Origin of the sequence: Cyanobium sp. Aljojuca 7D2, assembly GCF_024346415.1 — a bacterium.
Classification (GTDB): domain Bacteria; phylum Cyanobacteriota; class Cyanobacteriia; order PCC-6307; family Cyanobiaceae; genus Cyanobium_A.
In genome coordinates this window covers 1-25,169 of record NZ_JAGQCX010000005.1, presented here as the reverse complement: position 1 = coordinate 25,169, position 25,169 = coordinate 1, and the positions used below count along the sequence as shown (strand labels likewise).

Genomic DNA, 25,169 nt, shown 5'->3' with positions numbered 1-25,169 from the left:
CGCCCGCAGCGGCATTATGGGATGTGAAAGCAGGCGAGGTGATCGCGATCAGGGCCGAGGCCCCTCTGCGGAGGAGTCGCTGCGCCTGGTTGAGGAAAGTCCGGGCTCCCCAATGGCCAGGCTTGCTGGGTAACGCCCAGTGCGGGTGACCGTGAGGACAGTGCCACAGAAACACACCGCCGATGGCAGGGGGCTTGCCCCCTGATCAGGCAAGGGTGCAAGGGTGCGGTAAGAGCGCACCAGCAGCATCGAGAGGTGCTGGCTCGGTAAACCCCGGCTGGGAGCAAGGCCCAGGGACAACGGTTGGCCATGACACCCGTCCCGCTTCAAGTGCGCCGCTCGAGGCCGCCGGTAACGGCGGTCCCAGACAGATGATCACCCCCCGCCCCTGGCCTCCGGGCTTGCGGCGGGAGAACAGAACCCGGCTTACGTCCTGCTTTCACCCTTTTCTCTACGCAACGATTCGCTCCAGCCGTGGGACCCGAACGCCACCAGCAATTGGTTGCCTTCCTTCGGTCATTAGACCTGGAGCCAGGCGATCGCGATCTGGCCCCCATTGAGGAGGCCCTGACCCACACGTCCGCAGGCCGGGCCGTCAACCACGAGCGGCTGGAATTTCTGGGCGATGCCGTGCTGCGCCTGACGGCTGCAGAGTTCTTGCAAAAGCACTATCCGAGCTTGAGTGTGGGGCGCTGCTCGGCCCTGCGGGCCCAGCTGGTGAGCGACCGCTGGCTGGCCGAACTGGGCGAGTGCTGCGGCATCGAAGCCGTGCTGCACCTGGGCCCGATGGCCAGCGGCGACCGGGCCGGACAGGCCACCGTGCGGGCGGAGTGCTGCGAAGCCCTGCTGGGTGGCCTCTATGAGGCCTGGGGTGCCGGGCAGGGCGGCCTGGAGCCGGTGCACCGCTGGCTCACCCCCCACTGGCAACGCAGCAGCGCCGAACTGCTGGCCGATCCAGACCGCCACAACTGGAAGTCAGCCCTGCAGGAATGGACCCAGGGCGCTGGATTAGGGCTGCCCCACTACAGCTGCGAGGAATGCAGCCAGATCCATGCCGACCCGCGCCGCTTTCGCTGCACGGTGACGGTCAGCGGCCCTGGAGTCGTGGAGAACGGTGATCATCAAGGCTGGGGTCGCTCGCGGCGGAGCGCCGAACAGGAAGCCGCCCGAGCAGCCCTGGCGGTGCTCAAGCCTGCTCGAGAATCTTGATCGGCATGGTGACCAGCTTGTCCCAGTTGCCCCCTTCAAACAGCACGGCAGCCTGCTGGCCACTGATGCGCTGCACAAAGCCCCGGTAGCCGTTGTAAATCGAGCGGCCGTCGCGCACCACCACGGTGGAGCCCGGCAGGATCGGCAGCAGGTCGGCCATGGTTCAGGCGAGGCGTGGGGTCATTATCGGGGGAGAAGGACCGGTGAGGGAATCAGACGGGCATGGCTGATCTGAGCGACACCGACAGTCCCGGCGAATCCCCCCAGGACGAGCTCATGGTGGTGGGCAAGATCGTGGCCGCCCAGGGCCTGAAGGGGGAACTGCGGATCCTGCCCTTGAGCGATTTCCCCGAACGCTTCACCCGGGCCGGACAACGCTGGCTGCAGCGGCGCGAGGAAGCACCGCGGCTAGTCGAGCTGCGCGGTGGCAGGCAGCTCCCGGGCAAGGGGCTGTTTGTGGTGCGGCTGGCCGATGTCGACAGCCGCGAGGCGGCCGAAGCCCTGGTGGGCGAGCAGCTGCTGGTGCGCGCCAGCGACCGGCCCAAGCTGGCCCGGGGTGAATTCCACGTGCTCGATCTGGTGGGCACGGAGGTGCGGCTGCTGGAAACGGGGCAGGTGATCGGACGGGTCTGCGACCTGATCCACGCCGGCAATGACCTGCTGGAGGTGGAGCAGGACAGCCCGAGCGGTCCGCGGCGGTTCCTGATTCCGTTTGTGAAGGCAATCGTGCCCGAAGTGCACCTCAGCGAAGGCTGGGTTGGGATCACCCCACCACCTGGGCTGCTGGAGCTCTGATCGGCCCCGGAGAAAGGCGGAGCCGCGCCGGCCTGAGCCCTCCTCTGGGGAACCTCCTGAATTCTGTACAGGCTGTACAGAATTCAGGAGGCCTCGCCCAACACCTCTGCAGGCGAAGCGCCGCCTGGGCTGCTGAAATAGCCCTAGGCCTGGCTTCCACCCCCGCGCGATGACAAGTCTTGTACCGGTGATCCTGTGCGGCGGCACCGGCACGCGGCTGTGGCCGCTCTCGCGGGCCAGCTACCCCAAGCAGTACTGGCCCCTGGCGGGGAGTGGTGAGGAAACCCTCCTGCAGCAAACCCAACAGCGCCTGGAAGGCCTGCCAGGGCTGGCGCCGCCGCTGCTGATCTGCAACGAGGACCACCGCTTCATCGTGGCCGAGCAGATGCGCCAGATCGGCGTGGAGCCCGCCGGCATCCTGCTGGAGCCGATCGGCCGCAACACCGCTCCGGCCGTTGCGGTGGCGGCCCTACAGGCCACGGCCCAGGGCGACGATCCGCTGCTGCTGGTGCTGGCGGCCGACCATGTGATCCGGGATGCGGCCGCCTTCCGCGCCACGGTTGTCGCCGGCGCGGCAGCCGCCGAGGCGGGGCAACTGGTGACCTTTGGGATCGTGCCCACCGCGCCGGAGACGGGCTACGGCTACATCGAAGCCGCCCAGTCGTTGGCCGGTGCCAGCGCACCGGTGCCGATCGCCCGCTTTGTGGAGAAGCCGGATCGAGCCACCGCCGAGGCGTTTCTGGCCACGGGCCGCTTCACCTGGAACAGCGGCATGTTCTTGTTTAAGGCCAGCGCCATCCTGGCGGAGCTGGAGAGCCTGGCTCCTGAGGTGGTGAGCGCCTGCCGCGCCGCCCTGGAGCAGGACAGTGCCGATCTCGATTTCCTGCGGCTGGAGCGGGAAGCCTTCGCCGGCTGCCCGAACGTGGCCCTCGACGTGGCCGTGATGGAGCGCACCGACCGCGGCGCTGTGCTGCCGCTGGAGGCCGGCTGGAGCGACGTGGGCAGCTGGAGCGCCCTGTGGGAAACGGCCAAGGAGCGCGACGCGCAAGGCAACGTGCTGCGGGGCCGGGTGATCCACGAAGACGCCCGCAATTGCTACCTGCGCAGCGAGCACCGCCTGGTGGTGGGCCTCGGGGTGGAAGACCTGGTGGTGGTGGAAACCGACGATGTGGTGCTGGTGGCCCACCGCGACAGGGCCCAGGACATCAAAAGCATCGTGGGGCTGCTGGAGCGGGAGGGCGCGCCAGAGAGCAAGGCCCACCGAAAGATCTACCGGCCATGGGGGTCGTACGACGGGATCACCGAAGGCGAGCGCTGGCAGGTGAAAACGATCGTGGTTAACCCGGGGGCGAGCCTGTCGCTGCAGATGCACCACCACCGCGCCGAGCACTGGATCGTGGTGAAGGGAACGGCGGTCGTGGAGAAGAACGGCCGCCAGGAGCTGGTGGGCGAAAACCAGAGCACCTACATCCCCCTGGGCTGCCGCCACCGCCTCTCCAACCCCGGCAAGATCCCGGTGGAACTGATCGAGGTGCAGAGCGGCCCCTACCTGGGCGAAGACGACATCGTTCGCTTTGAAGACCGCTACGGCCGCAGCGATGCTGTCGCCGCTACTCAACCGTGACGCTCTTGGCCAGGTTGCGGGGCTGATCCACATCCAGACCTCGGTGGGCGGCGATGTGATAACTGAGCAACTGCATCGGAATCACCGTCAGCAGCGGGCTGAGCAGCTCGTCCACCACCGGCACCGGCAGCAGCACATCAAACAGCTCCGCGTCGGGGCAGTCGGGCGCCACGCCCACCAGCTGGGCATCGCGAGCCTTGGCTTCCTGGGCGTTGCTGAGCACCTTGTCGAACACCAACCCCGGCACCGCGATCGACACCACCGGCACCTTGGCGTCGAGCAGGGCGATCGGGCCATGCTTCATCTCGCCGGCCGGGTAGCCCTCGGCGTGGATGTAGCTGATCTCCTTGAGCTTGAGCGCCCCCTCCAGAGCGATCGGGTAGTTGATCCCCCGCCCCAGGAAGATCACATCCTGGGTGCCCTCAAAACGGTGGGCCAGGGCGGCGCAGCGCTGGTCGTGGTCGGCCACCAGGGCTTCGAGCTGCTGGGGCAGCTGCCGCAACGCCGCCGCCAGGGCCTTGAGCTCCTCGCGGCTGCGGCCCGACGTGCCACCCCCCTGGCGCTGGTCCACCCGCCGTTCGGCAAAGGCCAGGGCCAGGCCGTAGAAGGCCAGCAGCTGCCCCAGAAACGTCTTGGTGGCCGCCACGCCCACCTCAATGCCGGCGCCGATATCGAGGATGTGGTCCACCATCCGCGCCAGGGAGCTTTCCGGCCGGTTGGTGATCCCGAGCAGTCGCGGCGCAAAAGCCGGATCGGCCACCAGCTGGCGCCGCTCCTGCTCCATCGCCAGAGCCGCCAACGTGTCGGCCGTTTCACCCGATTGGGTGACGCCGATCGTGAGGGTGTGGGGCGTTAACGGCGGCGGCGCATAGCGGAATTCACTGGCGTAGAAGACGCTGGTGGGAATGCCGGCCAGCTGCTCCAGCAGGTAGGCCCCCACCTGGGCGGCATGGCGACTGGTGCCGCAGGCCAGGATCTGGATCCGCTCCACCCCCTCCAACACCTCCGCCGCCAGCGGCAGGGCCACCAGGGGTGTTGCCTGCCCGGCCACAGCCTCCGGCAGGTGGCGGGCCACCCACAGGGCCGCGGTTTCGGGCTGCTCGTGGATCTCCTTGAGCATGAAGTGGCGGAAGCTGCGCTTGTCCGCCACGTGTTCGGTGCCTCTTAGCAGGCTGGGGCTGCGCTGCACCCGCTCCCCGTCGGCGTTGTAGAGCTCGATGCCCAAGGGGGTGAGCAGGGCCACCTCGCCGTCCTCCATCGGCAGAATCGTGCGGGTGAAGCCCGCCAGGGCCGGGGTGTCGCTGGCGCAGAGAAATTCACCTTCTCCCAGGCCGATCAACAACGGCGCCGCCTTGCGGGCCACCACCAGGGCCCCGGGGGCCTCAGCCCACACCACCGCCAAGGCATAGGCCCCGTGCAGCAGGGGCAACACCTCCTGCACCGCCTGCAGCAGCAGGCTGCCGCTGGCCACCCGCGCCCGCCCGCCTTGCACGCCCGCCTGCAGCCGCGCCAATTGACGGGCCAGCAGGTGGGGGATCACCTCGGTGTCCGTCTCGGAGCGGAACACCACCCCTTCCGCCTGCAGCTCCTCGCGGAGGGTGCGGTAGTTCTCAATGATGCCGTTCTGCACCACCGCCAGCTGACCGCTGCCATCGAGATGGGGATGGGCGTTGCGCTCCTCCGGCTTGCCGTGGGTGGCCCAGCGGGTGTGGCCGATGCCGCAGTGCCCAGGGGCGCCCTGGGCCTCGAATCGCGCCGTGAGGTTGACCAACTTGCCCTCGGCCTTGAGGCAGTGCAGCCGGCCCGGCCCCGCATCCGCCTGGGCATCCACCGTGGCGATCCCGGCCGAGTCGTAGCCCCGGTATTCGAGCTGGCGCAGGCCCTCCAGCAGCTGGGGAGCCGCCTCCCGCGATCCGATCAGGGCAACGATGCCGCACATAGGGCTGGGCCAGCGAGGGGCGCAAGAGGGGGCGCAACAAAAAAGCCCGGCAACGGGCCGGGCTTGAGCTTATTGGCAGTGGCGCCGAGGGACAGGACTCAGTACGAGAGGCCCATCGAGCGGCTGGTTTCGTCGCCCAGGTACACCCGGATGCTGAGGAAGTCGGTGGGGCAAGCGGTTTCGCAGCGCTTGCAGCCCACGCAGTCTTCGGTGCGGGGCGACGAAGCGATCTGACCGGCCTTGCAACCGTCCCAGGGCACCATCTCGAGCACGTCGAGCGGGCAGGCGCGCACGCACTGGGTGCAGCCGATGCAGGTGTCGTAGATCTTGACGGCGTGGGACATTGGGCCTCGATGGGGAGGTGGCCGATAACAAACGGCGTGAGGCCAACGTACCCAAAGCTTTCGAGCCCTAAGCAGAGCCCGCGACAGCCCGTCACCCTTGTTCATACGCCGTGGGGCGACCCGCAGGGTGACCCGTAGAGTGCGTCGACTCTCACAGCGGCCATGTCCCAGGAAGCGATCTTCGAGAAAGTGCGCTCGATCGTTGCCGAGCAGCTCAGCGTGGATGCCGGGGATGTGAAGCCCGAATCCAACTTCCAAAACGATCTCGGCGCTGACTCCCTCGACACCGTCGAGCTGGTGATGGCCCTTGAAGAGGCCTTCGACATCGAAATCCCAGACGAAGCCGCCGAAGGCATCACCACCGTGGGTGACGCCGTCAAGTTCATCCAGGACAAGCAGGCCTGAGCCACTCCATGGTGCAGGGTCTCCAGCGCGTCGTCGTCACCGGTCTCGGCGCGATCACACCGATCGGCAACGACGTTCCCACTTACTGGGAGGGGTTGCGTTCGGCGCGCAATGGCGTAGCGGGGATCACCCTGTTTGACGCCAGTCGCCATGCCTGCCGGTTTGCGGCCGAGGTGAAAAACTTCGACCCCTCCGGCTGGCTGGAACCCAAGGAATCCAAGCGCTGGGATCGCTTCTGCCAGTTCGGGGTGGTGGCCGCCAAGCAGGCCGTCGCCCACGCTGGCCTCACCATCGACGCCTCCAACCAACATCGGGTTGGCACCGCCATCGGCTCCGGCGTCGGCGGACTGCTGATGATGGAAACCCAGGCCCAGGTGCTCAACGATCGCGGTCCGGATCGGGTCAGCCCGTTCTGCGTGCCGATGATGATTCCGAACATGGCCACAGGCCTGACGGCTATTGCCCTGGGGGCGAAGGGACCGAGCACCGCTGTAGCCACCGCCTGCGCCGCCGGCTCCAATGCCATTGGCGATGCCTACCGCCTGATCCAGCTGGGCTTGGCCGACGTGATGGTGGCCGGCGGGGCTGAGTCGGCCATCACTCCCCTGGGTGTGGCTGGATTTGCCAGCGCTAAGGCCCTGTCGTTCCGCAACGATGACCCCGCCACAGCCAGCCGCCCCTTTGACGCAGAGCGCAACGGCTTTGTGATCGGCGAAGGAGCCGGGGTGCTGGTGCTCGAGAGCCTCGAACACGCTCAGGCCCGCGGCGCCACGATCCTGGCCGAAGTGGTGGGCTATGGCATGACCTGCGACGCCCACCACATCACGTCGCCCTCCCCTGGCGGCGTTGGTGGTGCTGAGGCGATGCGCCTGGCCCTGCGGGATGCCCAACTGGAGCCCGAAGCGGTCGACTACGTCAACGCCCATGGCACCAGCACCCAGGCCAACGACAGCAACGAGACCTCGGCCATCAAGAGCGCCCTCGGCGAGCGCGCATACCAGATTCCGGTGAGCTCCACCAAGTCGATGACCGGCCATCTCCTCGGAGGCAGCGGCGGCATCGAAGCGGTAGCGGCTGTGCTGGCGATGGAGCACAACCTGGTGCCGCCTACCATCAACCACCAAAATCCGGATCCGGCCTGTGATCTGGATGTGGTTCCCAACCAGGCCCGGGAACACACCCTCAACGTGGTGCTCTCCAATTCCTTCGGGTTTGGCGGTCACAACGTCTGCCTGGCGTTCCGCCGCATGGCGTGACCCTTCTCCCTCCCTAAACCCCGCACCTGCAAAGCCATGGTCGTCGCCCCCTCCACGTCCGTCGAGTCGCTCTGCGTCAACAGCATTCGCTTCCTGGCGATCGACGCGATCAACAAGTCGAACTCTGGCCACCCCGGCCTGCCGATGGGCTGCGCACCCATGGCATTCGCGCTGTGGGACAAGGTGCTCAAGCACAACCCCAAGAACCCCAAGTGGTTCAACCGCGACCGCTTTGTGCTGTCGGCCGGCCATGGCTGCATGCTGCTGTACGCGCTGCTGCACCTCACCGGCTACGACTCGGTGACCCTTGACGACATCAAGCAGTTCCGCCAGTGGGGCAGCCGCACCCCCGGTCACCCCGAAACCTTCGAGACCGCCGGCGTTGAGGTCACCACCGGCCCCCTCGGCCAGGGCATCTCCAATGCCGTGGGTCTGGCGATCGCCGAAGCCCACCTTGCCGCCAAGTTCAACAAACCCGGCTGCGAACTCGTCGATCACTACACCTACGTGATCATGGGCGACGGCTGCCATCAGGAGGGCGTGAGCGGTGAGGCCGCCTCCCTGGCCGGCCACCTGGGCCTGGGCAAGCTGATCGCCCTCTACGACGACAACCACATCACCATCGATGGCAACACCGCGGTGTCGTTCACCGAGGATGTGCTGAAGCGCTACGAGGCTTACGGCTGGCACGTCCAGCACGTGGCGGATGGCAACACCGACGTGGCCGGCATCGCCCGGGCGATCGAGGCCGCCAAAGCCGTGACCGACAAGCCCAGCCTGATCAAGGTGACCACCACCATCGGCTACGGCTCCCCCAACAAGGCCAACACCGCCGGTGTGCACGGTGCCGCCCTCGGCGCCGATGAAGCCGAACTCACCCGCAAGGCCCTCGACTGGAGCTACGGCGAATTTGAGGTGCCGCAAGATGCTTACGACCACTGGCGCCAGGCCATCAGCCGCGGTGAAGCCCTCGAAGCCACCTGGAACGCCACCCTGGCCTCCTACCGCAGCCAATACCCCGCCGAAGCGGCTGAATTTGAGCGCCAGTTGCGTGGTGAACTGCCCCAGGGCTGGGATGCCTCCCTGCCCAGCTTCAGCCCTGAGGACAAGGGCCTGGCCACGCGCCAGCACTCCTACAACGCGCTGAATGCCTTCGGCCCCAACCTGCCCGAGCTGATCGGCGGCTCCGCCGACCTCACCCACTCCAACCTCACCGACATCAAGGGCGAGGCCAGCTTCCAGAAGGGTGGTGAGGCCAACCGCTACCTGCACTTCGGTGTGCGCGAGCACGCCATGGCGGCGATCATGAACGGCATCGCGTACCACGGCAGCGGCCTGATTCCCTACGGCGGCACCTTCCTGGTGTTCGCCGGCTACATGATTGGTGCCATGCGCCTCTCGGCCCTGAGCGAGCTGGGCTGCATCTACGTGCTCACCCACGACTCGATCGGTCTGGGCGAAGACGGCCCCACCCACCAGCCGGTGGAAACCCTCGCCAACCTGCGCGCCATCCCCAACCTGCTGGTGATGCGCCCCGGCGACGGCAACGAAACCATGGGCGCCTACCAGGTGGCCGTCACCAACCGCAAGCGCCCCACGGTGCTGGCCCTCAGCCGTCAGGCGATGGCCAACCAACCCGGTTCGGCGGCAGCCCATGTGGCCAAGGGCGGCTACATCCTGGAAGACAGCAACGGCAGCCCCGATCTGATCCTGATCGGCACCGGCACCGAGCTGGAGCTCTGCACCAAGGCCGCCGCCCAGCTGCGCGCCGAAGGCAAGAACGTGCGCGTGGTGTCGATGCCCTGCGTCGACCTGTTTGAAGAGCAGGACGCCGCCTACCGCGAGAGCGTGCTGCCCGCCGCCTGCCGCAAGCGTCTGGTTGTGGAAGCCTCCAGCTCCTTTGGCTGGCACAAGTACGTGGGCTTCGACGGCGACACCGTCTCGATCGACCGCTTCGGCGCCTCCGCCCCCGGCCCCGTCTGCCTCGAGAAGTTCGGCTTCACCGTGGACAACGTGGTGGCCAAGGCCAAGGCCCTGGGCTGATTCGCCAGGCTGGCCTGATCCTGCTGCGCACCCGTTTCATGCCCCGCCGCAAGGTGGGGCTTTTTTGTAGCTGCAGGTCTGAACTGGGCTGATCTGGCCTGGGCCGAAATGAACTGAACACCCAATAAAAAAACCCGGGGGCAACCCCCCGGGCTCTCAAGGTTGCCAAGCTGAACAACTGACAGCTCAGACCGCCGCAGGTGCTGGCTCGCCAGCCTTCTGCTCGGCCAGCACCTGCTCCAGACCTTCCAGATCCTCGTCGGTGATCTTGGTTTGCATCGGGCAGTGCTTGGGGCCGCACATCGAGCAGAACTCGGCCTGCTTGTAGATGTCGGCAGGCAGGGTTTCGTCGTGATATTCGCGGGCCCGCTCGGGATCCAGCGAAAGATCGAACTGCTTGTTCCAGTCGAAGGCGTAGCGGGCGCGGCTGAGTTCGTCGTCGCGGTCGCGGGCACCAGGGCGGTGGCGGGCGATGTCGGCTGCATGGGCAGCGATCTTGTAGGCGATCAGGCCCTCGCGCACATCTTCGGCGTTGGGCAGGCCGAGGTGCTCCTTGGGGGTCACATAGCAGAGCATCGCGGTGCCATACCAGCCGGCCATCGCGGCGCCGATGGCGCTGGTGATGTGGTCGTAACCGGGGGCGATGTCGGTCACCAGCGGGCCCAGCACATAGAAGGGCGCCTCGCTGCACTCCTCCATCTGCTTCTTGACGTTGAACTCAATCTGATCCATCGGCACGTGCCCCGGACCCTCCACCATCACCTGGATGTCGTGCTCCCAGGCGCGGCGGGTGAGCTGGCCCAGGGTTTTTAGTTCGGCCAGCTGGGCGGCGTCGGAGGCGTCGTGCTGGCAACCCGGCCGCAGCGAATCACCCAAGGAGAAGCTGCAGTCGTAGCGCTTGAAGATTTCGATGATGTCATCGAAATGGGTGAACAGCGGGTTCTGTTTGTGGTGATACAGCATCCACTGAGCCAGGATCCCGCCGCCGCGGCTGACGATGCCGGTGAGGCGACCCTTCACCAACGGCAGGTGCTCAATCAGCAGACCGGCGTGGATCGTCTGGTAGTCGACCCCCTGCTGGCAGTGCTTCTCAATGATGTGCAGGAAGTCGTCGGCGTCGAGCTTCTCGATGGAGCCATGCACACTCTCGAGCGCCTGATACACGGGCACCGTGCCGATGGGCACCGGCGACGCGTTGATGATCGCCGTGCGCACCTCATCGAGGTTGACGCCGCCGGTGGAGAGATCCATCACCGTGTCGGCGCCGTATTTCACCGCCAGGCGCAGCTTGGCCACCTCCTCATCGAGATCGGAGGCGTTGGGGGAGGCACCGATGTTGGCGTTCACCTTGCAGCGGCTGGCGATGCCGATCGCCATCGGCTCCAGGTTGGTGTGATTGATGTTGGCCGGGATGATCATCCGGCCCCGCGCCACCTCCTCCATCACCAGCGATTCGGGCAGGTTCTCCCGCTTGGCCACATAGGCCATCTCTTCGGTCACCACGCCCTGGCGGGCGTAGTGCATCTGGGAATAGTTCGCGGTGCCGCGACGCTTCTCAATCCAGGCGCTGCGCATGATGGGCGGTGGCGAAGAACAGGGGACCGCAAAAGAGCGGTGAGGGGGGTCCTGAGCCGATGCCGAGTTCGTTTCCACTTCCCTGCGCCGGCATGACCCGGATCAGGTTCGGAGGGTGTGATCTCAGCCCGAAGCTGCACGGCTGATTGGGCCGGCAGCGGGGCACCCCTAGTGACAACCGAAACCTAGCAAGTCCGCAAGAGGCTGGGGCCTCTAAAGGAGACGCGAGTCAGGGTCGTCGGGATTCAGAGCTGTCAGGATTTTGTACAGCCTGTACAGAATCTGGACACACCCGAAACAGCCTCACCCACTAGGGCCTCAGCGCTGCAACCCGTTCAGCGCCGCGGCCACCACCCGGTGGTCGGTGTCGCCCTGAAGCTGCTGCAGCAGGCTGCGGGCTTCGGCATCGCCGCGGTCGCGCACCAGACGGCCGAGGATCTCGGCCCCGCCCACCCGCACGGTGCCATCGGCGTCGGTGATGGCCATCGCCGCGAGCTCCAGCAGCCAGGCCGGATCAATGGCTGGCTGCTCGGCCAGGGCCGAGAGGATGCTGCAGCGCACCAGCCACTGCTGATCGGCGGCAAACACATCCCGCAGCAGGGGCCAGGATCGCTCCAGCGAATGGCTCACCAGGGAGTTGGCCGCTTCGGCGCGCACGTTGGCGTCCTCGTCGTGCTGCATGGCGTTCACCAGCGCCTGCCAACCCGCCTCGCTCTGCTTCACCCCCAGGCCGGCGCAGCTCAGCGAGCGCACCATGAACATGCCCTGCTCCAGGCCCAGCAGCAGCAGGGGCACGGCCTGTTCAACCGGCACCTCCCGCAGACCCACCAGGGCCGGCATGGCCCGGCTGGGATCACCGGACACGATGGCGTCCCGCAGGGCGGACAGATCGGGGGACGGAAGGGTCATACCTCTCCATCGTGGCGCAGGGCCGCCAGCAACTCCCGCCGCCGCCGCCGCTGGCCCAGGGCACTGGTCACCAACAGGCCCGTGCCGATCAGCAGCGCCGGCAAGGCTGGCAAGCGATCAACGCCGCGGCGCTGCAGCAACACCAACAAAGACAACAGGATCAGCAGGGGCGAGGAAAGGGCCAGCAGCCCCCGCAACCAGGGCCGGCGCCTCATGGCCGCCGCTCCATCCAGCGCAGCAGGCTCCAGGTGAGCACCCGGATGCCCACCGGCAACGACGCCTCATCGGGGGCAAAGGTGTTGCTGTGCAAAGGCGTGCACCCATCAGGCCCCGCCACCCCGAGCCGAAACATCGTGCCGCGGGTGCCCTCGAGCAGCTGGGCAAAATCCTCAGCGCCGAGGGAGGGCTGCTCCAGCCATTGCACCTGGGGACGGCCCAGCAGCTCCACCGCCGCCTCGGCCACCAGCTCGGTGAGGGCCGGATCGTTGTGCACCGGCGGCGAGATCACCCGGTAACGCACCCGCGCCTCGCCGCCATGGCCCTGGCAGAGGGCGTGCACGGTGTCTTCAATCCAGCCCGGCAGCTGGGCGTGCACGTCGGTGTCGAGGCAGCGCACGGTGCCCAGCAGGCGCACATGGTCGGCAATCACGTTGAAGGCCTTGCCGCCCTCAATGCGCCCGAAGCTCACCACCACCGGGTGCAGGGCATCGAGCCGGCGGCTGATCGCCTCCTGCAGCCCGCTCACCACCCGCGACGCAATCCAGATGGCATCGGTGCTCTGGTGGGGCCGGGCGCCGTGGCCGCCCTCGCCCAGCACCTCCACCTCCAGCTCCCCCGCCGCGGCCGTGAGGCTGCCGCTGCGCACCCCGATCGTGCCCGCCGGCAGGGTGGGAAACACGTGCACGCCAAACAAAGCGTCCACGTCCTCCATGGCGCCATCAGCCTTCATCCAGGCTGCCCCCTGGGCCGTTTCCTCGGCGGGTTGAAACAGCAGCCGCACCCGGGCCGTGAGCCGCTCGGGATGGCGCTCGGCCAGCCCTCCAAGCAAGCAGGCCACCCCAAGCCCGACCGCGGTGTGCAGGTCGTGGCCGCAGGCATGCATCAGCCCCTGCTGGGTGGAGGCGTAGTCGAGGCCGGTGCGCTCCTCCACTGGCAGGGCATCCATGTCCACCCGCAGGGCCACCAGGGGCGTGGGGCTGCCATCGGCCAGCTGCTGGGGCCCCAGCTCGGCCACCACCCCGGTGCGTCCAACGCCCTCGCGCACCTGCCAGTCCCAGCGGCGCAGTTCACCGGCCACCAAGGCGGCGGTCTGCTGCTCGTGGCCGCTGAGCTCGGGATGGCGGTGAATGTGGCGCCGCAGCTGGATCAACTCCGGCAACACTCCAGCCAGGGCATCGTCGAGCCCCAGCTCTTGCCAAGTCAGGGTGCAGGGGGTCGGGGTCATTCAGGAGGCCGTCATTCAGGAAGCCAGGGCCAGGAATTGCGCCAGAGCTTCCACCGGCTCGGGGGGCCAGCGCCGCGTCGATTGCAACCATTCTTGCTGGCGGTAGCGCGGATCGAGGCCGGAGGCTGCGGCCCAGTTGCTCTCGGCCTCGCCGCTGGCCCCCTTCTGCCACAGCAGGGCCGTGAGCGCGGCACGGGCGTCGGCAAACAGGGGATAGCGGCGGATCAGGTTGCGCAGCTCCCGCTCCGCCTCAGCCCGATCCCCCAGCTGGAAGGCGGCCAGGGCGGCACTGGAGCGGGCCATGGCAAAACCGGGCCGGGCCAGGGACGCCGCCTCAAAGCAGCGGCGCGCTGCCTCCCAGTCGCCCAGGGAACCCTGCACATTGCCGAGGTTGTAGAGGGCCGAAGCGCGCGGTTCGCCCGCATCGCTCGGGGCCCGCTCCAGGATCCAGCGGTAGTCGGCCTCGGCGGCGGCCCACTCGCCCAGGGCCTCCTCGGCGGTGCCGCGGTTGAGATGGGGGTCGGGACTGTCGCCATCGAGGGCCATCGCCTTGGTTTGATCGGCGATGGCGGCCCGGGGGTCGCCGAGGGCCAGCTGCACGTTGCCGCGGTTGCTCCAGGCCGCTGCATCGCCCGGAGCCACCTCCAGCACCTGATTCCAGAGCGGCAGAGCCTCGCTGAAGCGCCCCTCGCGGCTGGCACTGAGGGCCTGATCAAACAGTTGGGGCAGCAGCAACTGCACCCCCAGCAGCAGGGCCAGCAGGGTGGACATCACAGAGAGCTGCTCATGAAAGGGGCCCGCTCATGCCGCTGCCCCAGCGGGCCAGCCCAGATGGCGGCGGCCCGCCGGGGTGACGATCCGGCCCCGGGGGGTGCGCTGCAAGAACCCCAGCTGCAGCAGGTAGGGCTCCACCACCGCTTCCAGGGTGGCGGAATCTTCGCCGAGGCCCGCCGCCAGGGTGTCAAGGCCCACCGGGCCGCCGCCGTAGCCCTCCAGCATCAAGGTGAGCAGGCGCCGGTCGCTGGCATCGAGGCCGCGGTCGTCAACGCGGTGCAGGCTGAGGGCCTCGGCCACCAGCGAAGCGCCGATGCGGCCATGGCCCCGCACCGAGGCCACATCGCGCACCCGCCGCAGCAGGCGGTTGGCGATGCGGGGGGTGCCGCGGCAACGGCGCGCCACCTCCAGGGCGGCGTCAGCCTCGAGCGCGATCTGCAGCAGGCCCGCGGCCCGCTCCACGATCGCCTGCAGATCGTCGAGGCCGTAAAACTCCAGCCGCTGGATCAGGCCGAAGCGATCCCGCAGCGGTGAGCTCAGGGATCCGGCCCTGGTGGTGGCCCCCACCAGGGTGAAGGGCGGCAGCTCCAGGCTGCGGGTGCGGGCCGTGGTGCCCTTGCCCACGGTGAGGTCGAGGCGGAAATCCTCCATGGCCGGATAGAGGATCTCCTCAGCCACCCTGTTGAGCCGGTGGATCTCGTCGATGAACAGCAGCTCGTGGGGCTGCAGGTTGACCAGCAGGCCGACGATGTCGCGGGGGCGCTCCAGAGCCGGCGCACTGGTGATGCGGCAGCGCACCCCCAGCTCCTCGGCCAGCACCAGGGCCATGGTGGTTTTGCCCAGGCCGGGGGGGCCGTAGAGCAGCACGTGGTCGAGCGCCTCCTGGCGGGCGCGGGTGGCCTCCACGGCGATCGCCAGCACCTGCTTGAGCTCGCTCTGGCCGATGTAGTCGGCCAGGCGCCGGGGCCGCAGGCCGTCTTCCCGGGCAGGTGCCACCTCCTCCTGCACGGGGGTGGGATCCACCAGGCGCGGCGGCGCGTCGGAGTGGCTGGGGCGGCCGCGGGGCGCCGGGGATCCCGAGGAAACAATCGCCATGCAGCGAGGGTACCGGGGGCTCCCTAGGGTCGGGAGATCGAAGGGACGGTTGCGGAGCAGCGATGGCCAAGGGCGGGGGCAAGAAGAGCGCCAAGGCCCAGCGCGATGCCGCCAACAAGCTGCTGGCCGACAACCGCTTTGCTCGCCACCAGTACGAGATCCTCGAAACGCTGGAGTGCGGCCTGGAGCTGTTCGGCACGGAGGTGAAGTCGATCCGGGCCGGCCAGTGCAACCTGCGCGACGGCTTCTGCCTGATCCGCAAGGGGGAGCTGCAGCTGCACAACGTGCACATCTCGCCCCACAGCCATGCCGGGGCCTACTTCAACCACGAGCCCCTGCGGGTGCGCAAACTGCTGGCCCACCGCCGCGAGATCGACAAGCTGCGGGTGGGGCTCGAGCAGAAAGGCCTCACCCTGATCCCGCTCAACCTGCACCTCAAGGGCTCCTGGATCAAGCTCACGATCGGCCTGGCCAAGGGCCGCAAGCTGCACGACAAGCGCCACGAGGAGCGGCGCAAGCAGGACATCAAGGACGCCAAGGTCGCCATCGCCCGGCTCTGAATTCACGGGCCGGGGGGCGCGGCCTGAGTGCGGTTCCTCTACGGGATTCTGTACAGCCTGTACAGAATCCCGTAGAGGGAAGTTGGGAGACGCGCAACCCAGCAGCCACCCCGGCTGGGCTCAATTCACTGGCGGTGGCGCCGGCGGCGGCGGCGCGGCGAGAGGCTGTATGGGGGTCGCCGGCGCCGCGGGCACCGGCACGGTTGGGGCCTGGGGCGCTTCCAGCTGAGCCGGTGCCCGCGGCGGCTGGGGGGAAGCCTGCGGCGCTTCCGCCGGCGGATCCGCCCGCAGCGACAGGGTGATCAGGGCCGGCGCCACCCCATCGTTGGTCACCAGCAGCTGCACCGGCGAGCGCTTCTGCACCCCCAGGCTCACCACCCGCAGGGGGCCCTTGGCTTCCAGCAGGTCGCCATCGGGGCCGAACACGCTCATCTGCATCAGGGGCGAGCCGTTCACCCCCAGCACCAGCCGGTAGCCGGGCGGCAGCCGCACCGGGAACAGCCGCGCCCCACCGGCCTCCACCTGGGCCGAGAGCACCCGAGTTTCCTGGGGCTGGGCTTGAATCGCCTCGATCTGCACATTGGCCAGGCTCTGCTCAGCCGCAGCAAACCAGAGCTGGCGGAAGGGTTCAGCGGGAATGTCGGCGCCGGGGCGGCCCGGCAGCAGGCTCTGAGCACTGCCCGACACCAGCTGGCGCAGCACCGCGGGGCTGAGCCCCTGGCTCACCAGGGCCTGCTGGCGCCGCTCCCAGTCGCCATTGGTGTAACTGCCCAGACGACGGCGGATCTCAAGGGGCAGCTGCTCCACCCGGGCCAGCCACTCCTCGGCGAGCTCGTTCCACACCTTGCGTAGGGGCGCATCTTCGAGGGAGTCGCTGGGCAGGCGGCCGCCCCGCTCCGGAAACTGGGCCAGCAGGCTGGCATCCACCAACTTCAAAAACCAGCCGCGGTCCACCTGCATGGCCCGCAGCCGATTGAGCAGCTGCTGGCGCTGGTCGACCTCAGCGGGCGGCAGGCTGCTGGGCAGCTGCAGGGCCGCATCGGGGGTGGGCAGGGCCAAGCGGCCGCGGCTCAGCCACCACCAGCCCAGGGCGGTGCCCACCACAGCCGAGAGCACCAGGGCGATCACCACCGGCCAGATGCCGCCCTCGGCGGCCTCCTCCCGCTCCTCCAGGCGACTGCGCAGGACCGCAGGGGGCGGAGGAGTGAGCGGTGGCGGCGGGCTTAGGGGTGGTAACTCCGGCTGGGGAGCGGCGGATTCGGGTGCTGCTGGCTCCGGGGCCGTTGGCAGCTCAGGCTCAGGGGCCGGTGGCGGCTCCGGGACCGGCAGAGCGGCAGCCACGGGCGGGGGCACCAGAGCCACGGTGCGATCGGCGCGGGCCACCGGGCCGGTGCTCTCGGGCATGGGCAGGGTCTGGAATGCCGCCAGGGCCTGGGAGGCCGAGGCAAAGCGCTCGCCGGGCTCACGCTCCAGCAGGCGAGCGATCTGGGCCTGAAGGGCCGGCTCGGCGCTGAGACTGGCCGGCCAGCGCCAGGCGAGGGTGACCGGATCCAGCAGCCGGGCCGGCTCGTCGCCGCTCAGCAGCACCAGAGCCACCGCCCCCAGGGCATGGAGATCCATCCAGGGCTCGGGCTCAGCCGCGCGGGCCCGCTCCGGCGGCGCATAGCCCGGCGTGGCGGCCGGGGTGCCGGCCACCAGGCCGAAATCCAGCAGCACTGGCAGGCCGTCGCTGTCGCGGCGCAGCAGGTTGGCGGGGCTGAGATCGCCGTGCACCAGCTCCTGGCTGTGCAACACCGCCAGCACCGGCAGCAGCTGACGCAGCAGCAACAGCACCTCGCCGGCACCAAACACCAGCTGGCGCTCGGCCCGGGCCGCCAACAGCTGCTGATAGGTTCTGCCGGCCTGCCACTCGCGCACTAGCCACAACCCCTCGGCCGCCGGGATCACCGCCCCCAGCCGGGGCACCTGGGGATGGAGCACCCCCTGCAACCGGCCCCAGCGCTGGCGGGCCCGCTCCGGATCGATGCCGGGTCCCAGCAGCCGCAGGGCCATGGGCGCCTCGGCCACCAATTGGTCGCTGGCCCGCCACAGCTCCCCCTGGGGAGCCTCACCCGGAGGTGCAGAACTGAGACGCTGCTCCAGTCGGTAGCGCTCACCGATCAGCTGGCCCACCTGCGCTGCCATCAGGCCACTCCGGCGGCGAGGGCCCGCTCGGGCTGGTGCAGCCCCTTGGCGGCCAGCCAGGCAGCGTCGTAGAGGCGTGAGCGGTAGCGATCGCCGCTGTCGCAGAGCACGGTCACGATCGTGTGGCCTGGGCCCAGGCGCCGGGCCGTTTCCACCGCCGCGGCCACATTGATGCCCACCGATCCGCCCAGGAAGAGGCCCTCCTGCCACAGCAGCCGGTAGATGGTCTCGAGGGCGGTTTGATCGTCGATGCGCACGGCGTCATCGATGGGAGCGCCCTCCAGGTTGGCAGTGACGCGGCTGTTGCCAATCCCCTCGGTGATCGAACTGCCCTCGCTGCTGAGCTCACCCCGGGTGACCCAGGCGTGCAAGGCACTGCCATGGGGATCGGCCAGCACGCAGTGCACCGCTGGATTTTGCTCTTTGAGGTAGAGCGCCACGCCGGCGTAGGTGCCGCCGGTGCCGGTGGCCGCCACCCAGGCATCCACCGTGCCCTCGGTTTGCTGCCAGATCTCCGGGCCGGTGGAGTGGTAATGGGCGCGGCGGTTGGCCAGGTTGTCGAACTGGTTGGCCCACACGGCGCCCGGTGTTTCCGCGGCGATGCGGCCCGAGAGCTTCACGTAGTTGTTGGGATCGCGGTAAGGCACCGCCGGCACCGTGCGCACCTCAGCGCCGAGGCTGCGCAGCAAACCGATCTTCTCGGCCGACTGGGTGTCGGGAATGACGATCAGCGCCTTGTAACCGCGGGCATTGCAGAGGTGGGTGAGGCCGATGCCGGTGTTGCCGGCGGTGCCCTCCACCACGGTGCCGCCGGGCTGCAGCAGCCCCTGCTCTTCAGCCTCCAGCAGGATGCCGAGGGCCGCGCGGTCCTTGACCGAGCCACCCGGGTTCATGAACTCGGCCTTGCCGAGGATCTGGCAGCCGGTGGCTTCGCTGAGGGCATGGAGCCGAATCAGGGGCGTGTTGCCAACGGCGCCCACGAACCCTGAAGTGATGCCGGCCATACCCGCGTGCTGTGCGTGGCGGGATCGTAGGCAAGGCCTCTAGGGTCAGGCCTGAATTCAGCCGGGATGGGCGGCGGCGGAATGGGGCAGGAGCTGGGGGCGCGGTACACACAGGTGCGCCAGCACAGCCTTGCCCTGGTGGCGCCTCTGGAGCCAGAAGATCTGTGCCTGCAAGGCATGGCCGACGCCAGCCCGCCCAAGTGGCACCTGGGCCACACCACCTGGTTTTTTGAGCAGTTTCTGCTGCGCCCCCAACAAAATGCTGGGGTGGCCTTGGGCTACACACCGGCGCCAGCGGCCTGGAGTTTTCTGTTTAACAGCTATTACGACGCCATCGGCGCCCGCCACCCCCGGCCCGAGCGGGGCCTGCTCAGCCGCCCGGCGCTGGCGGAGGTGCTGGCCTGGCGGCAGCGGGTGGATGGGGCCGTGCTGGCCCTGCTGGAGCAGCTGGAGCCCGGCGATCCCCGGCTGGAGCTGGTGGAGCTGGGTCTGCAGCACGAGCAACAGCACCAGGAGCTGCTGCTGATGGACCTGCTCGATGGCTTCTCGCGCAACCCGCTCGAGCCGGCCTACGCCGCCAAGCCGGAAGACACCTACCGGAGTGCAGCCACAAGCCGCGCAGTCCCAGATGGGGCAGAGGCCCAGGCGCCCGTCTGGCTGCAGCACGAGGGAGGGCTGGTGGAAATCGGCCACCCGGGCGGGGGCTTTCATTTCGACAACGAAGCGCCCCGGCACCGCCAGTGGCTCGAACCCTTTGCGCTCAGCTCCCGCCTGGTGAGCAACGGCGACTTTGAGGCCTTCATCGCCGATGGCGGCTACCGGCGACCGGAGCTGTGGATGAGCGAGGGCTGGGCGGAGGTGCAGGCGCGGGGCTGGCAGGGGCCGCGCTATTGGCGCGACGGCGAGGAGTTTTCGCTGGCGGGGCGGCAGCCGCGGCGGGCCGAGCTGCCGGTGCGACACCTGAGCTGGTTTGAGGCCGACGCCTACGCCCGCTGGGCCGGCGCCCGGCTGCCCAGCGAGGCGGAATGGGAGTTGCTGGCGCCCCAGCTGGAGCAAGCCTTCGGGGTGCTGTGGCAATGGACCGCCAGCCCCTACCGGCCCTATCCGGGCTTCGCGCCGGCCGCCGGGGCGGTGGGGGAATACAACGGCAAGTTCATGAGTTCCCAGATGGTGCTGCGCGGCAGTTGCTTCCTCACCCCGGCTGGCCACGCGCGGCGCACCTATCGCAACTTCTATCCCCCGGCGAGCCGCTGGATGGCCGCCGGCCTGCGCCTGGCCCAAGAGCTGCGATGACGGTGCAGAGCCACCACGACCTGATCGACCTCCACCCGGAACCGGCCGACATGGCCCGGCTGGTGCGCGAGGGCATGGCGCAACGGCCCCGCCAGCTGCCGGCTTGGTTGCTCTACGACGCCGAGGGCTCGCGGCTGTTTGAGGCAATCTGCGAGCAGCCGGAATATGGCCTCACCCGCACCGAAACGGCCCTGCTGGAGGAGCGGGCCCCGGAGCTGGCGGCAGCCCTGGGGGCGGGGGTGCTGGTGGAATTCGGCGCCGGCAATGCGCGCAAGGTGGGGCCCCTGCTGGAAGCGCTGCGGCCGCCGGCCTACGTCGCGCTCGACATCAGCGCCAACCATCTGGGGCCGGCCTGCCGGGAGCTGCAAACCCGCCACCCGGCGGTGCCGGTGCTCGGCATCTGCTGTGACTACAGCCAGCTGCAGGACCTGCCCGAACACCCGCTGCTGCAGGGCCAGCGGCGGCTTGGCTTCTACCCCGGCAGCTCAATCGGCAACTTCAGCCCCGAGGAGGCGAGGGTGCTGCTGGTGCAGCTGCGGCAGCTGCTGGGGCCAGGTGCCCGGCTGCTGATCGGCATCGACCAGCCCAAGGCCGTGACACGGCTGGAGGCCGCCTACAACGATGCCGCCGGCGTGTCGGCCGCCTTTGCCCGCAACCTGCTGGTGCGGCTCAACCGCGACCTGGCGGGCAGCTTCAACCCCGAGGCCTTCGCCTACACCGCCTGGTGGCAGCCCGAACACAGCCGCATCGCCATGGCCCTGGTGAGCCGCCAGGCGCAGACCGTGCAGCTGGCGGGGGAGGCCTGGAGCTTCGCCGCGGGCGAGCCGCTGATCACCGAGTACAGCGTCAAGTACGCGCCGGAGGCCTTCCTCGCCCTCGCCGCGAGTGCCGGCTGGCGGGGCGCCGGCCGCTGGAGCGATCCGGCCGGCGACCTATCGCTGCACCTGCTGGTAATGGCAGACTCCTAGCCAGAGGCAAGAGCGCCATGGGTCGTGAGGAGCAACGGGCCACCATGCGCCAGGTGCGCGAAGGTCTGATCGCCGAGCTCGAGGAGCTGTATCGGGGCGCCTTCGACCGCATCAGCAACCACGACCTGGGCGAGGGGGCGATCGCCCGGCTCACCCAACTGCTGCTGCGCTCCCGCGAGGCGGCGATCACGCCGCTGCAACAGGAGATCGAAGCGCCGTTGATCACCAGCCCCGCCGGCAGCCCGCCCCCCGAACCCGATCCCCAGGCCGCCCCGTGAGCTGGCTCGACGAACTGGAGGCACGGCTGGAGCAGCAGCTGGAGAGCTTTTTGCGGGCCAACCCGGCCCAGGAAGCCCTGCTGGAGGAGCAGGAGGCGCGTGATCGCCAGGCCAAGCTGGTGGGGCAGCGGCGCCAGTTGCAGCGGCAGGCGGAGCAGGAGCGCCAGGCCCTGCTGCAACTGGCCAGCGAGATCCGGCGCTGGCAGGAGCGGGTGGTCAAGGCCCGGGCCGCCGGTGCCACCGCCCTGGCCGAGCGGGCCGAAGCCCACCAGCAAGGCCTGATGGAGCAGGGCCGCCAGCGCTGGCAACACCTGAGCGAGCTGGGGGTGAGCTTCGCGGCGGTGGAGCGCGACCTGGGCGAGCTGGAGAGCCGGCCGCGCCCACCCCGGAGCTCCAGCCTGGAGCAGGACTGGGCCGCCTTTGAAGCCGAGCAGGCCTTAGAGCAGTTGCGACGGCGTCAGGCCTGAGGACACCGCGACCGAGAACTCCGCGACCAAGAACCCCGCGATCGAGGACACCGTCGAAGCCACCCCCGATCGCGCTCTCCTGAAATCTGTACAGGCTGTACAGAATCCAAGAGAGCTCAAAATCCCACTAGCTGTCACAAGGCCCAACCCGCCACCCCCATGGGTTTTCTGCTGTCCAAACTGCTGCCGCTGCTGCTCTACCCGCTGGGCCTGGGCCTGCTGCTGCAACTGCTGGGCCTCGCCGCGGCACCCAAAGGCAGCGGACAGGGAAGCGACCCACGAAGTAGCCGGCGCCGTCAGGCCAGCCTCTGGCTCAGTGGCACGGGGGTGGGGCTGATCTGGCTGGGTGCGATGCCACTCACCAGCCGCCAGCTGATCTGGGGCCTGGAGGAGCAGGCGGCGGCACTCACCCCACAGCAGCTACCCCGGGCCGATGCGGTGGTGGTGCTGGGCGGCGGATTGCGGCCAGCCCTGCCACCCCGTCAGGGGGTGGAGGTGGCGGAAGGGGGAGACCGGCTGCTGCGCGGGGTGCAACTGGTGCGCCGGGGTCTGGCGCCCCTGCTGGTGACCAGCGGCGGACGGGTGAGTTTCACGGGCAACGATCCCGCACCACCTGAGGCGCTCTGGGCCAGGGATCTGGCCCAGGAGCTGGGGCTGCCGGCCCATCGGATCCTGATCAATCCAGGCTCCCGCACCACCGCTGAGGAAGCACGCGACATCGGCGCCCTGGGCCGGCAGCGGGGCTGGACCCGTGTGCTGCTGGTGACCAGCGCCTTTCACATGCCCCGCTCGATGGCCACCTTCCAGCAGCGCAGCGGCTTAACGGTGGTGCCGGTGTCCTGCGACTACCAGCTGCCGGGTCGGGCCCACTACGGCCAACCGACCGTGGGCAACACGCTCAAAAGTCTCGTGCCCGACGCCGAAGCGCTCTATCTCAGCACCGTGGCCCTCAAGGAGCACCTGGGGCTGGCGATCTATCGGCTTTCGTTCAAGCCTTGGGAGCCGTGGGCACCAGGCTGACGCCATCGGGCGGCGGCGTGGGGTCTGGATCGGCGATCAGCATGTGCTGCAGCACGATCTCGGGACGTTCACTGTCGCGCCAGCGGATTCGGTAGGCGGGCATCTTGGTGCCGCGGCTGGTGGTTTGCTCCACCGGCTCCATCACCCAGCCCCGGCGCGAGCGGCCCTGGGGGTTGCGCTTCACCACAGCATCCGCGTGTTTGAAGCGAAAACCGACGCGCTCGCCACTCATGGAATCGCTGGCCCCCTAATGGGGGAGATTGCCTACTGGCCTGATTATCCCATTGCGCTCGGCCGCGCCTCAGGACGCAAGAGCGGGAAGGCGATCACATCGCGGATCGAGGGGCTGTCGGTGAGCAGCATCACCAGCCGGTCGATGCCGATGCCCAGGCCGCCCGTGGGGGGCATGCCCACCTCCAGGGCCTGGAGGAAGTCCTCGTCCACCTGCTGGGCTTCGTCGTCGCCAGCGGCCTTGCGAGCCTGCTGGGCTTCGAGGCGCTGGCGCTGGTCTACCGGGTCGATCAACTCGCTGAAGGCATTGGCCGTTTCGCGGCCCACGATGAACAGCTCGAAGCGCTCCACCATCCCCGGCTTGCTGCGGTGGGCCCGGGCCAGGGGCGAATTTTCCACGGGGTAATCGAGCACGAAGGTGGGCTGGATCAAGTCAGCCTCCACCCGCTGCTCGAAGGCCTCCACCAGCAGCCGGCCCACCGAGTCGGCCAGGGCCGGCACCTCCAGCCCCTGGGCCGCCATCGCCGGAGCGGCGTCCTCGCGGCTGCCAAAGCTGGTGAAATCCAGGCCCGTGGCGTGCTGCACCAACTCGTGCATCGTGGCCCGGCGCCAGGGGGGCGCCAGATCAATGGCGGTGCCCTGGTAGCTGATCTGGGTGGTGCCGCACACCTGATGGCACACGTGGGCAATCAGCTGCTCGGTGAGCGCCATCATGTCGGTGTAGTCGGCGTAGGCCTGGTAGATCTCCACCGAGGTGAACTCGGGGTTGTGGCGGGTGCTGATCCCCTCGTTGCGGAAGATCCGGCCCAGCTCGTACACCCGCTCGAAGCCGCCCACCACCAGCCGCTTGAGGTGCAGCTCGGTGGCGATGCGCAGGGTGAGGGGCAGATCGAGGGCGTTGTGGTGGGTTTCAAATGGCCGGGCATCGGCACCGCCTGGCACGCTCTGCAGCACCGGCGTTTCGATCTCCAGGAAGTCGCGCTCATCGAGCCAGCGGCGCATGGCACTCACCGCCAGGGCACGGCGCCGGAAGGTTTCGCGGGTGTCGGGAGACACGATCAGATCGAGATAGCGCTGGCGGTAGCGCTTCTCCACATCGGCCAGGCCGTGCCACTTGTCGGGCAGGGGCTGCAGCGATTTGGTGAGCATGGTCCAGCCCTTCACCTTCACCGACAGCTCGCCGCGGTCGGTGCGCCGCAAGCTGCCCTGCACGCCGATCAGGTCACCCGCATCCACCAGCGAGGTGAAGTGGGCGAAGGCCTCGGGATCCTCCGGCATGGAGGCCGCCAGGGTGGCCTTCTCAATAAACAGCTGGATCGGGCCGGTCTCATCGGCCAGGGTGAAGAAGGCGAGCTTGCCCATCACCCGACGGGTCATGACCCGGCCGGCTACGGCCACCGCCACGTCGCGCTCCTCGCCGTTGGCCAGGTCGGCGTGGGCCTGCTGCAACACGGCGTTGCGGTGGGTGGGCGCGAAGCGCAGCGCATAGGGCCCCTGGCCCAGGGCCGCCAGGGCTGCGGCTTTCTCCAGACGGGTCTCGCGCAGCTCCGACAAGGCAGACAGGGGGCTCAACCGGCCCATCCTGCAGGAACGCCCGACGGCGGGATCAGGCAGGCTGTTGTGCCTCAGGCAGGCTGTTGTGCCTCAGGCAGGCTGTTGTGCCTCAGGCAGGCTGTTGTGCCTCAGGCAGGCTGTTGTGCCTCAGGCAGGCTGTTGTGCCTCAGGCAGGCTGTTGTGCCTCAGGCAGGCTGT

Annotated in this window: 25 protein-coding genes, 1 other RNA gene and 1 riboswitch; of the genes, 13 read left to right on the top strand and 13 right to left on the bottom strand. The window is 68.8% G+C overall.

Features of this window, described 5'->3' with window-relative positions; translation table 11 throughout:
- Positions 1-25: 25 nt before the first annotated feature.
- An RNA gene (rnpB, locus tag KBY57_RS06755) (RNase P RNA component class A) lies at positions 26-445 on the top strand.
- A 29-nt stretch (positions 446-474) separates the two neighbouring features.
- Positions 475-1,209 (top strand): ribonuclease III family protein, encoded by a 735-nt coding sequence (locus KBY57_RS06750; protein ID WP_254995123.1) that lies wholly within the window; start codon positions 475-477, stop codon positions 1,207-1,209.
- Here the strand turns inward: KBY57_RS06750 and KBY57_RS06745 are convergent.
- Positions 1,187-1,369, bottom strand: coding sequence for an NAD(P)H dehydrogenase subunit NdhS (locus KBY57_RS06745; RefSeq protein ID WP_254995122.1), 183 nt, complete (start codon positions 1,367-1,369; stop codon positions 1,187-1,189). The genes KBY57_RS06750 and KBY57_RS06745 overlap by 23 nt on opposite strands.
- 62 nt (positions 1,370-1,431) lie before the next feature.
- Between KBY57_RS06745 and rimM the strand changes: the two genes are divergently transcribed.
- Both rimM and KBY57_RS06735 read left to right on the top strand, forming a co-directional pair.
- A complete protein-coding gene (gene rimM / locus KBY57_RS06740; protein ID WP_254995121.1) occupies positions 1,432-2,004 on the top strand; it encodes a ribosome maturation factor RimM in 573 nt (190 codons plus the stop codon).
- Positions 2,005-2,173: 169 nt separating this feature from the next.
- Positions 2,174-3,628 (top strand): mannose-1-phosphate guanylyltransferase/mannose-6-phosphate isomerase, encoded by a 1,455-nt coding sequence (locus KBY57_RS06735; protein ID WP_254995120.1) that lies wholly within the window; start codon positions 2,174-2,176, stop codon positions 3,626-3,628.
- Here KBY57_RS06735 and glmS read toward each other — a convergent pair.
- Both glmS and psaC read right to left on the bottom strand, forming a co-directional pair.
- Complete coding sequence (gene glmS, locus KBY57_RS06730; protein ID WP_254995119.1) at positions 3,615-5,567, bottom strand: glutamine--fructose-6-phosphate transaminase (isomerizing); 1,953 nt, start codon at positions 5,565-5,567, stop codon at positions 3,615-3,617. The genes KBY57_RS06735 and glmS overlap by 14 nt on opposite strands.
- 98 nt (positions 5,568-5,665) lie before the next feature.
- Complete coding sequence (gene psaC / locus KBY57_RS06725; protein WP_006042515.1) at positions 5,666-5,911, bottom strand: photosystem I iron-sulfur center protein PsaC; 246 nt, start codon at positions 5,909-5,911, stop codon at positions 5,666-5,668.
- Positions 5,912-6,073: 162 nt separating this feature from the next.
- Here psaC and acpP point away from each other — a divergent pair, with 162 nt between their 5' ends.
- The 3 genes from acpP to tkt are packed head-to-tail and all read left to right on the top strand — an operon-like array spanning position 6,074 to position 9,615.
- Positions 6,074-6,316, top strand: coding sequence for an acyl carrier protein (gene acpP, locus KBY57_RS06720; protein ID WP_094559056.1), 243 nt, complete (start codon positions 6,074-6,076; stop codon positions 6,314-6,316).
- Positions 6,317-6,324: 8 nt separating this feature from the next.
- Positions 6,325-7,572 carry a beta-ketoacyl-ACP synthase II gene (fabF, locus tag KBY57_RS06715; RefSeq protein WP_254995118.1) on the top strand — a complete coding sequence of 416 codons (1,248 nt, stop codon included), beginning with the start codon at positions 6,325-6,327 and terminating at the stop codon, positions 7,570-7,572.
- Positions 7,573-7,608: 36 nt separating this feature from the next.
- Complete coding sequence (tkt, locus tag KBY57_RS06710; RefSeq protein WP_254995117.1) at positions 7,609-9,615, top strand: transketolase; 2,007 nt, start codon at positions 7,609-7,611, stop codon at positions 9,613-9,615.
- A gap of 186 nt (positions 9,616-9,801) precedes the next feature.
- On the opposite strand, the gene thiC is transcribed toward tkt, so the two are convergent.
- From thiC to ruvB, 6 genes are all read right to left on the bottom strand, one after another.
- Positions 9,802-11,190 carry a phosphomethylpyrimidine synthase ThiC gene (gene thiC / locus KBY57_RS06705; RefSeq protein WP_254995116.1) on the bottom strand — a complete coding sequence of 463 codons (1,389 nt, stop codon included), beginning with the start codon at positions 11,188-11,190 and terminating at the stop codon, positions 9,802-9,804.
- Between the two features lie 62 nt (positions 11,191-11,252).
- A riboswitch (TPP riboswitch) is annotated at positions 11,253-11,370 on the bottom strand.
- Positions 11,371-11,508: 138 nt separating this feature from the next.
- The gene (locus KBY57_RS06700) at positions 11,509-12,099 is read right to left on the bottom strand and encodes a HEAT repeat domain-containing protein (protein WP_094559051.1); all 591 of its coding nucleotides are present in this window, start codon (positions 12,097-12,099) and stop codon (positions 11,509-11,511) included.
- Entirely contained in the window at positions 12,096-12,314 is a 219-nt protein-coding gene (locus tag KBY57_RS06695) for a DUF3188 domain-containing protein (protein WP_254995115.1), read from the bottom strand. The genes KBY57_RS06700 and KBY57_RS06695 overlap by 4 nt, the downstream gene beginning before the upstream one ends.
- The gene (locus KBY57_RS06690; protein WP_254995114.1) at positions 12,311-13,543 is read right to left on the bottom strand and encodes an amidohydrolase; all 1,233 of its coding nucleotides are present in this window, start codon (positions 13,541-13,543) and stop codon (positions 12,311-12,313) included. The genes KBY57_RS06695 and KBY57_RS06690 overlap by 4 nt, the downstream gene beginning before the upstream one ends.
- Positions 13,544-13,558: 15 nt before the next feature.
- On the bottom strand, positions 13,559-14,314 hold the full coding sequence (locus KBY57_RS06685) for a tetratricopeptide repeat protein (protein WP_254995113.1): 756 nt from the start codon (positions 14,312-14,314) through the stop codon (positions 13,559-13,561).
- A gap of 30 nt (positions 14,315-14,344) precedes the next feature.
- The gene (ruvB, locus tag KBY57_RS06680; protein ID WP_254995112.1) at positions 14,345-15,412 is read right to left on the bottom strand and encodes a Holliday junction branch migration DNA helicase RuvB; all 1,068 of its coding nucleotides are present in this window, start codon (positions 15,410-15,412) and stop codon (positions 14,345-14,347) included.
- A 62-nt stretch (positions 15,413-15,474) separates the two neighbouring features.
- On the opposite strand from ruvB, the gene smpB reads away from it, so the two are divergent.
- Positions 15,475-15,972 (top strand): SsrA-binding protein SmpB, encoded by a 498-nt coding sequence (gene smpB, locus KBY57_RS06675; protein WP_254995111.1) that lies wholly within the window; start codon positions 15,475-15,477, stop codon positions 15,970-15,972.
- A gap of 120 nt (positions 15,973-16,092) precedes the next feature.
- Here smpB and KBY57_RS14185 read toward each other — a convergent pair whose 3' ends face one another.
- Together KBY57_RS14185 and KBY57_RS06665 are read right to left on the bottom strand one after the other, a co-directional pair.
- A complete protein-coding gene (locus tag KBY57_RS14185) occupies positions 16,093-18,156 on the bottom strand; it encodes a serine/threonine protein kinase (RefSeq protein WP_261356716.1) in 2,064 nt (687 codons plus the stop codon).
- Entirely contained in the window at positions 18,156-19,160 is a 1,005-nt protein-coding gene (locus KBY57_RS06665) for a cysteine synthase A (RefSeq protein WP_254995109.1), read from the bottom strand. Before KBY57_RS06665 ends, KBY57_RS14185 begins: the two co-directional genes overlap by 1 nt.
- Before the next feature lie 81 nt (positions 19,161-19,241).
- Between KBY57_RS06665 and egtB the strand changes: the two genes are divergently transcribed.
- The 5 genes from egtB to KBY57_RS06640 all read left to right on the top strand — a co-directional run bounded on the left by egtB (position 19,242) and on the right by KBY57_RS06640 (position 23,186).
- Positions 19,242-20,453, top strand: a complete 1,212-nt coding sequence (gene egtB, locus KBY57_RS06660; RefSeq protein WP_254995108.1) for an ergothioneine biosynthesis protein EgtB — start codon at positions 19,242-19,244, stop codon at positions 20,451-20,453.
- Positions 20,450-21,421, top strand: coding sequence for an L-histidine N(alpha)-methyltransferase (gene egtD / locus KBY57_RS06655; RefSeq protein WP_254995107.1), 972 nt, complete (start codon positions 20,450-20,452; stop codon positions 21,419-21,421). Before egtB ends, egtD begins: the two co-directional genes overlap by 4 nt.
- 17 nt (positions 21,422-21,438) lie before the next feature.
- Positions 21,439-21,699: a hercynine metabolism small protein gene (locus KBY57_RS06650; protein WP_254995106.1), complete on the top strand. Its 261-nt coding sequence runs from the start codon at positions 21,439-21,441 to the stop codon at positions 21,697-21,699.
- Positions 21,696-22,166, top strand: a complete 471-nt coding sequence (locus tag KBY57_RS06645; protein WP_254995105.1) for a hercynine metabolism protein — start codon at positions 21,696-21,698, stop codon at positions 22,164-22,166. Before KBY57_RS06650 ends, KBY57_RS06645 begins: the two co-directional genes overlap by 4 nt.
- A gap of 159 nt (positions 22,167-22,325) precedes the next feature.
- The gene (locus tag KBY57_RS06640; protein WP_254995103.1) at positions 22,326-23,186 is read left to right on the top strand and encodes a YdcF family protein; all 861 of its coding nucleotides are present in this window, start codon (positions 22,326-22,328) and stop codon (positions 23,184-23,186) included.
- Here the strand turns inward: KBY57_RS06640 and KBY57_RS06635 are convergent.
- Both KBY57_RS06635 and lysS read right to left on the bottom strand, forming a co-directional pair.
- Positions 23,155-23,418, bottom strand: coding sequence for a hypothetical protein (locus KBY57_RS06635; RefSeq protein WP_254995102.1), 264 nt, complete (start codon positions 23,416-23,418; stop codon positions 23,155-23,157). The genes KBY57_RS06640 and KBY57_RS06635 overlap by 32 nt on opposite strands.
- Before the next feature lie 44 nt (positions 23,419-23,462).
- Positions 23,463-24,971, bottom strand: coding sequence for a lysine--tRNA ligase (gene lysS, locus KBY57_RS06630; RefSeq protein ID WP_254995236.1), 1,509 nt, complete (start codon positions 24,969-24,971; stop codon positions 23,463-23,465).
- Positions 24,972-25,169: the final 198 nt, after the last annotated feature.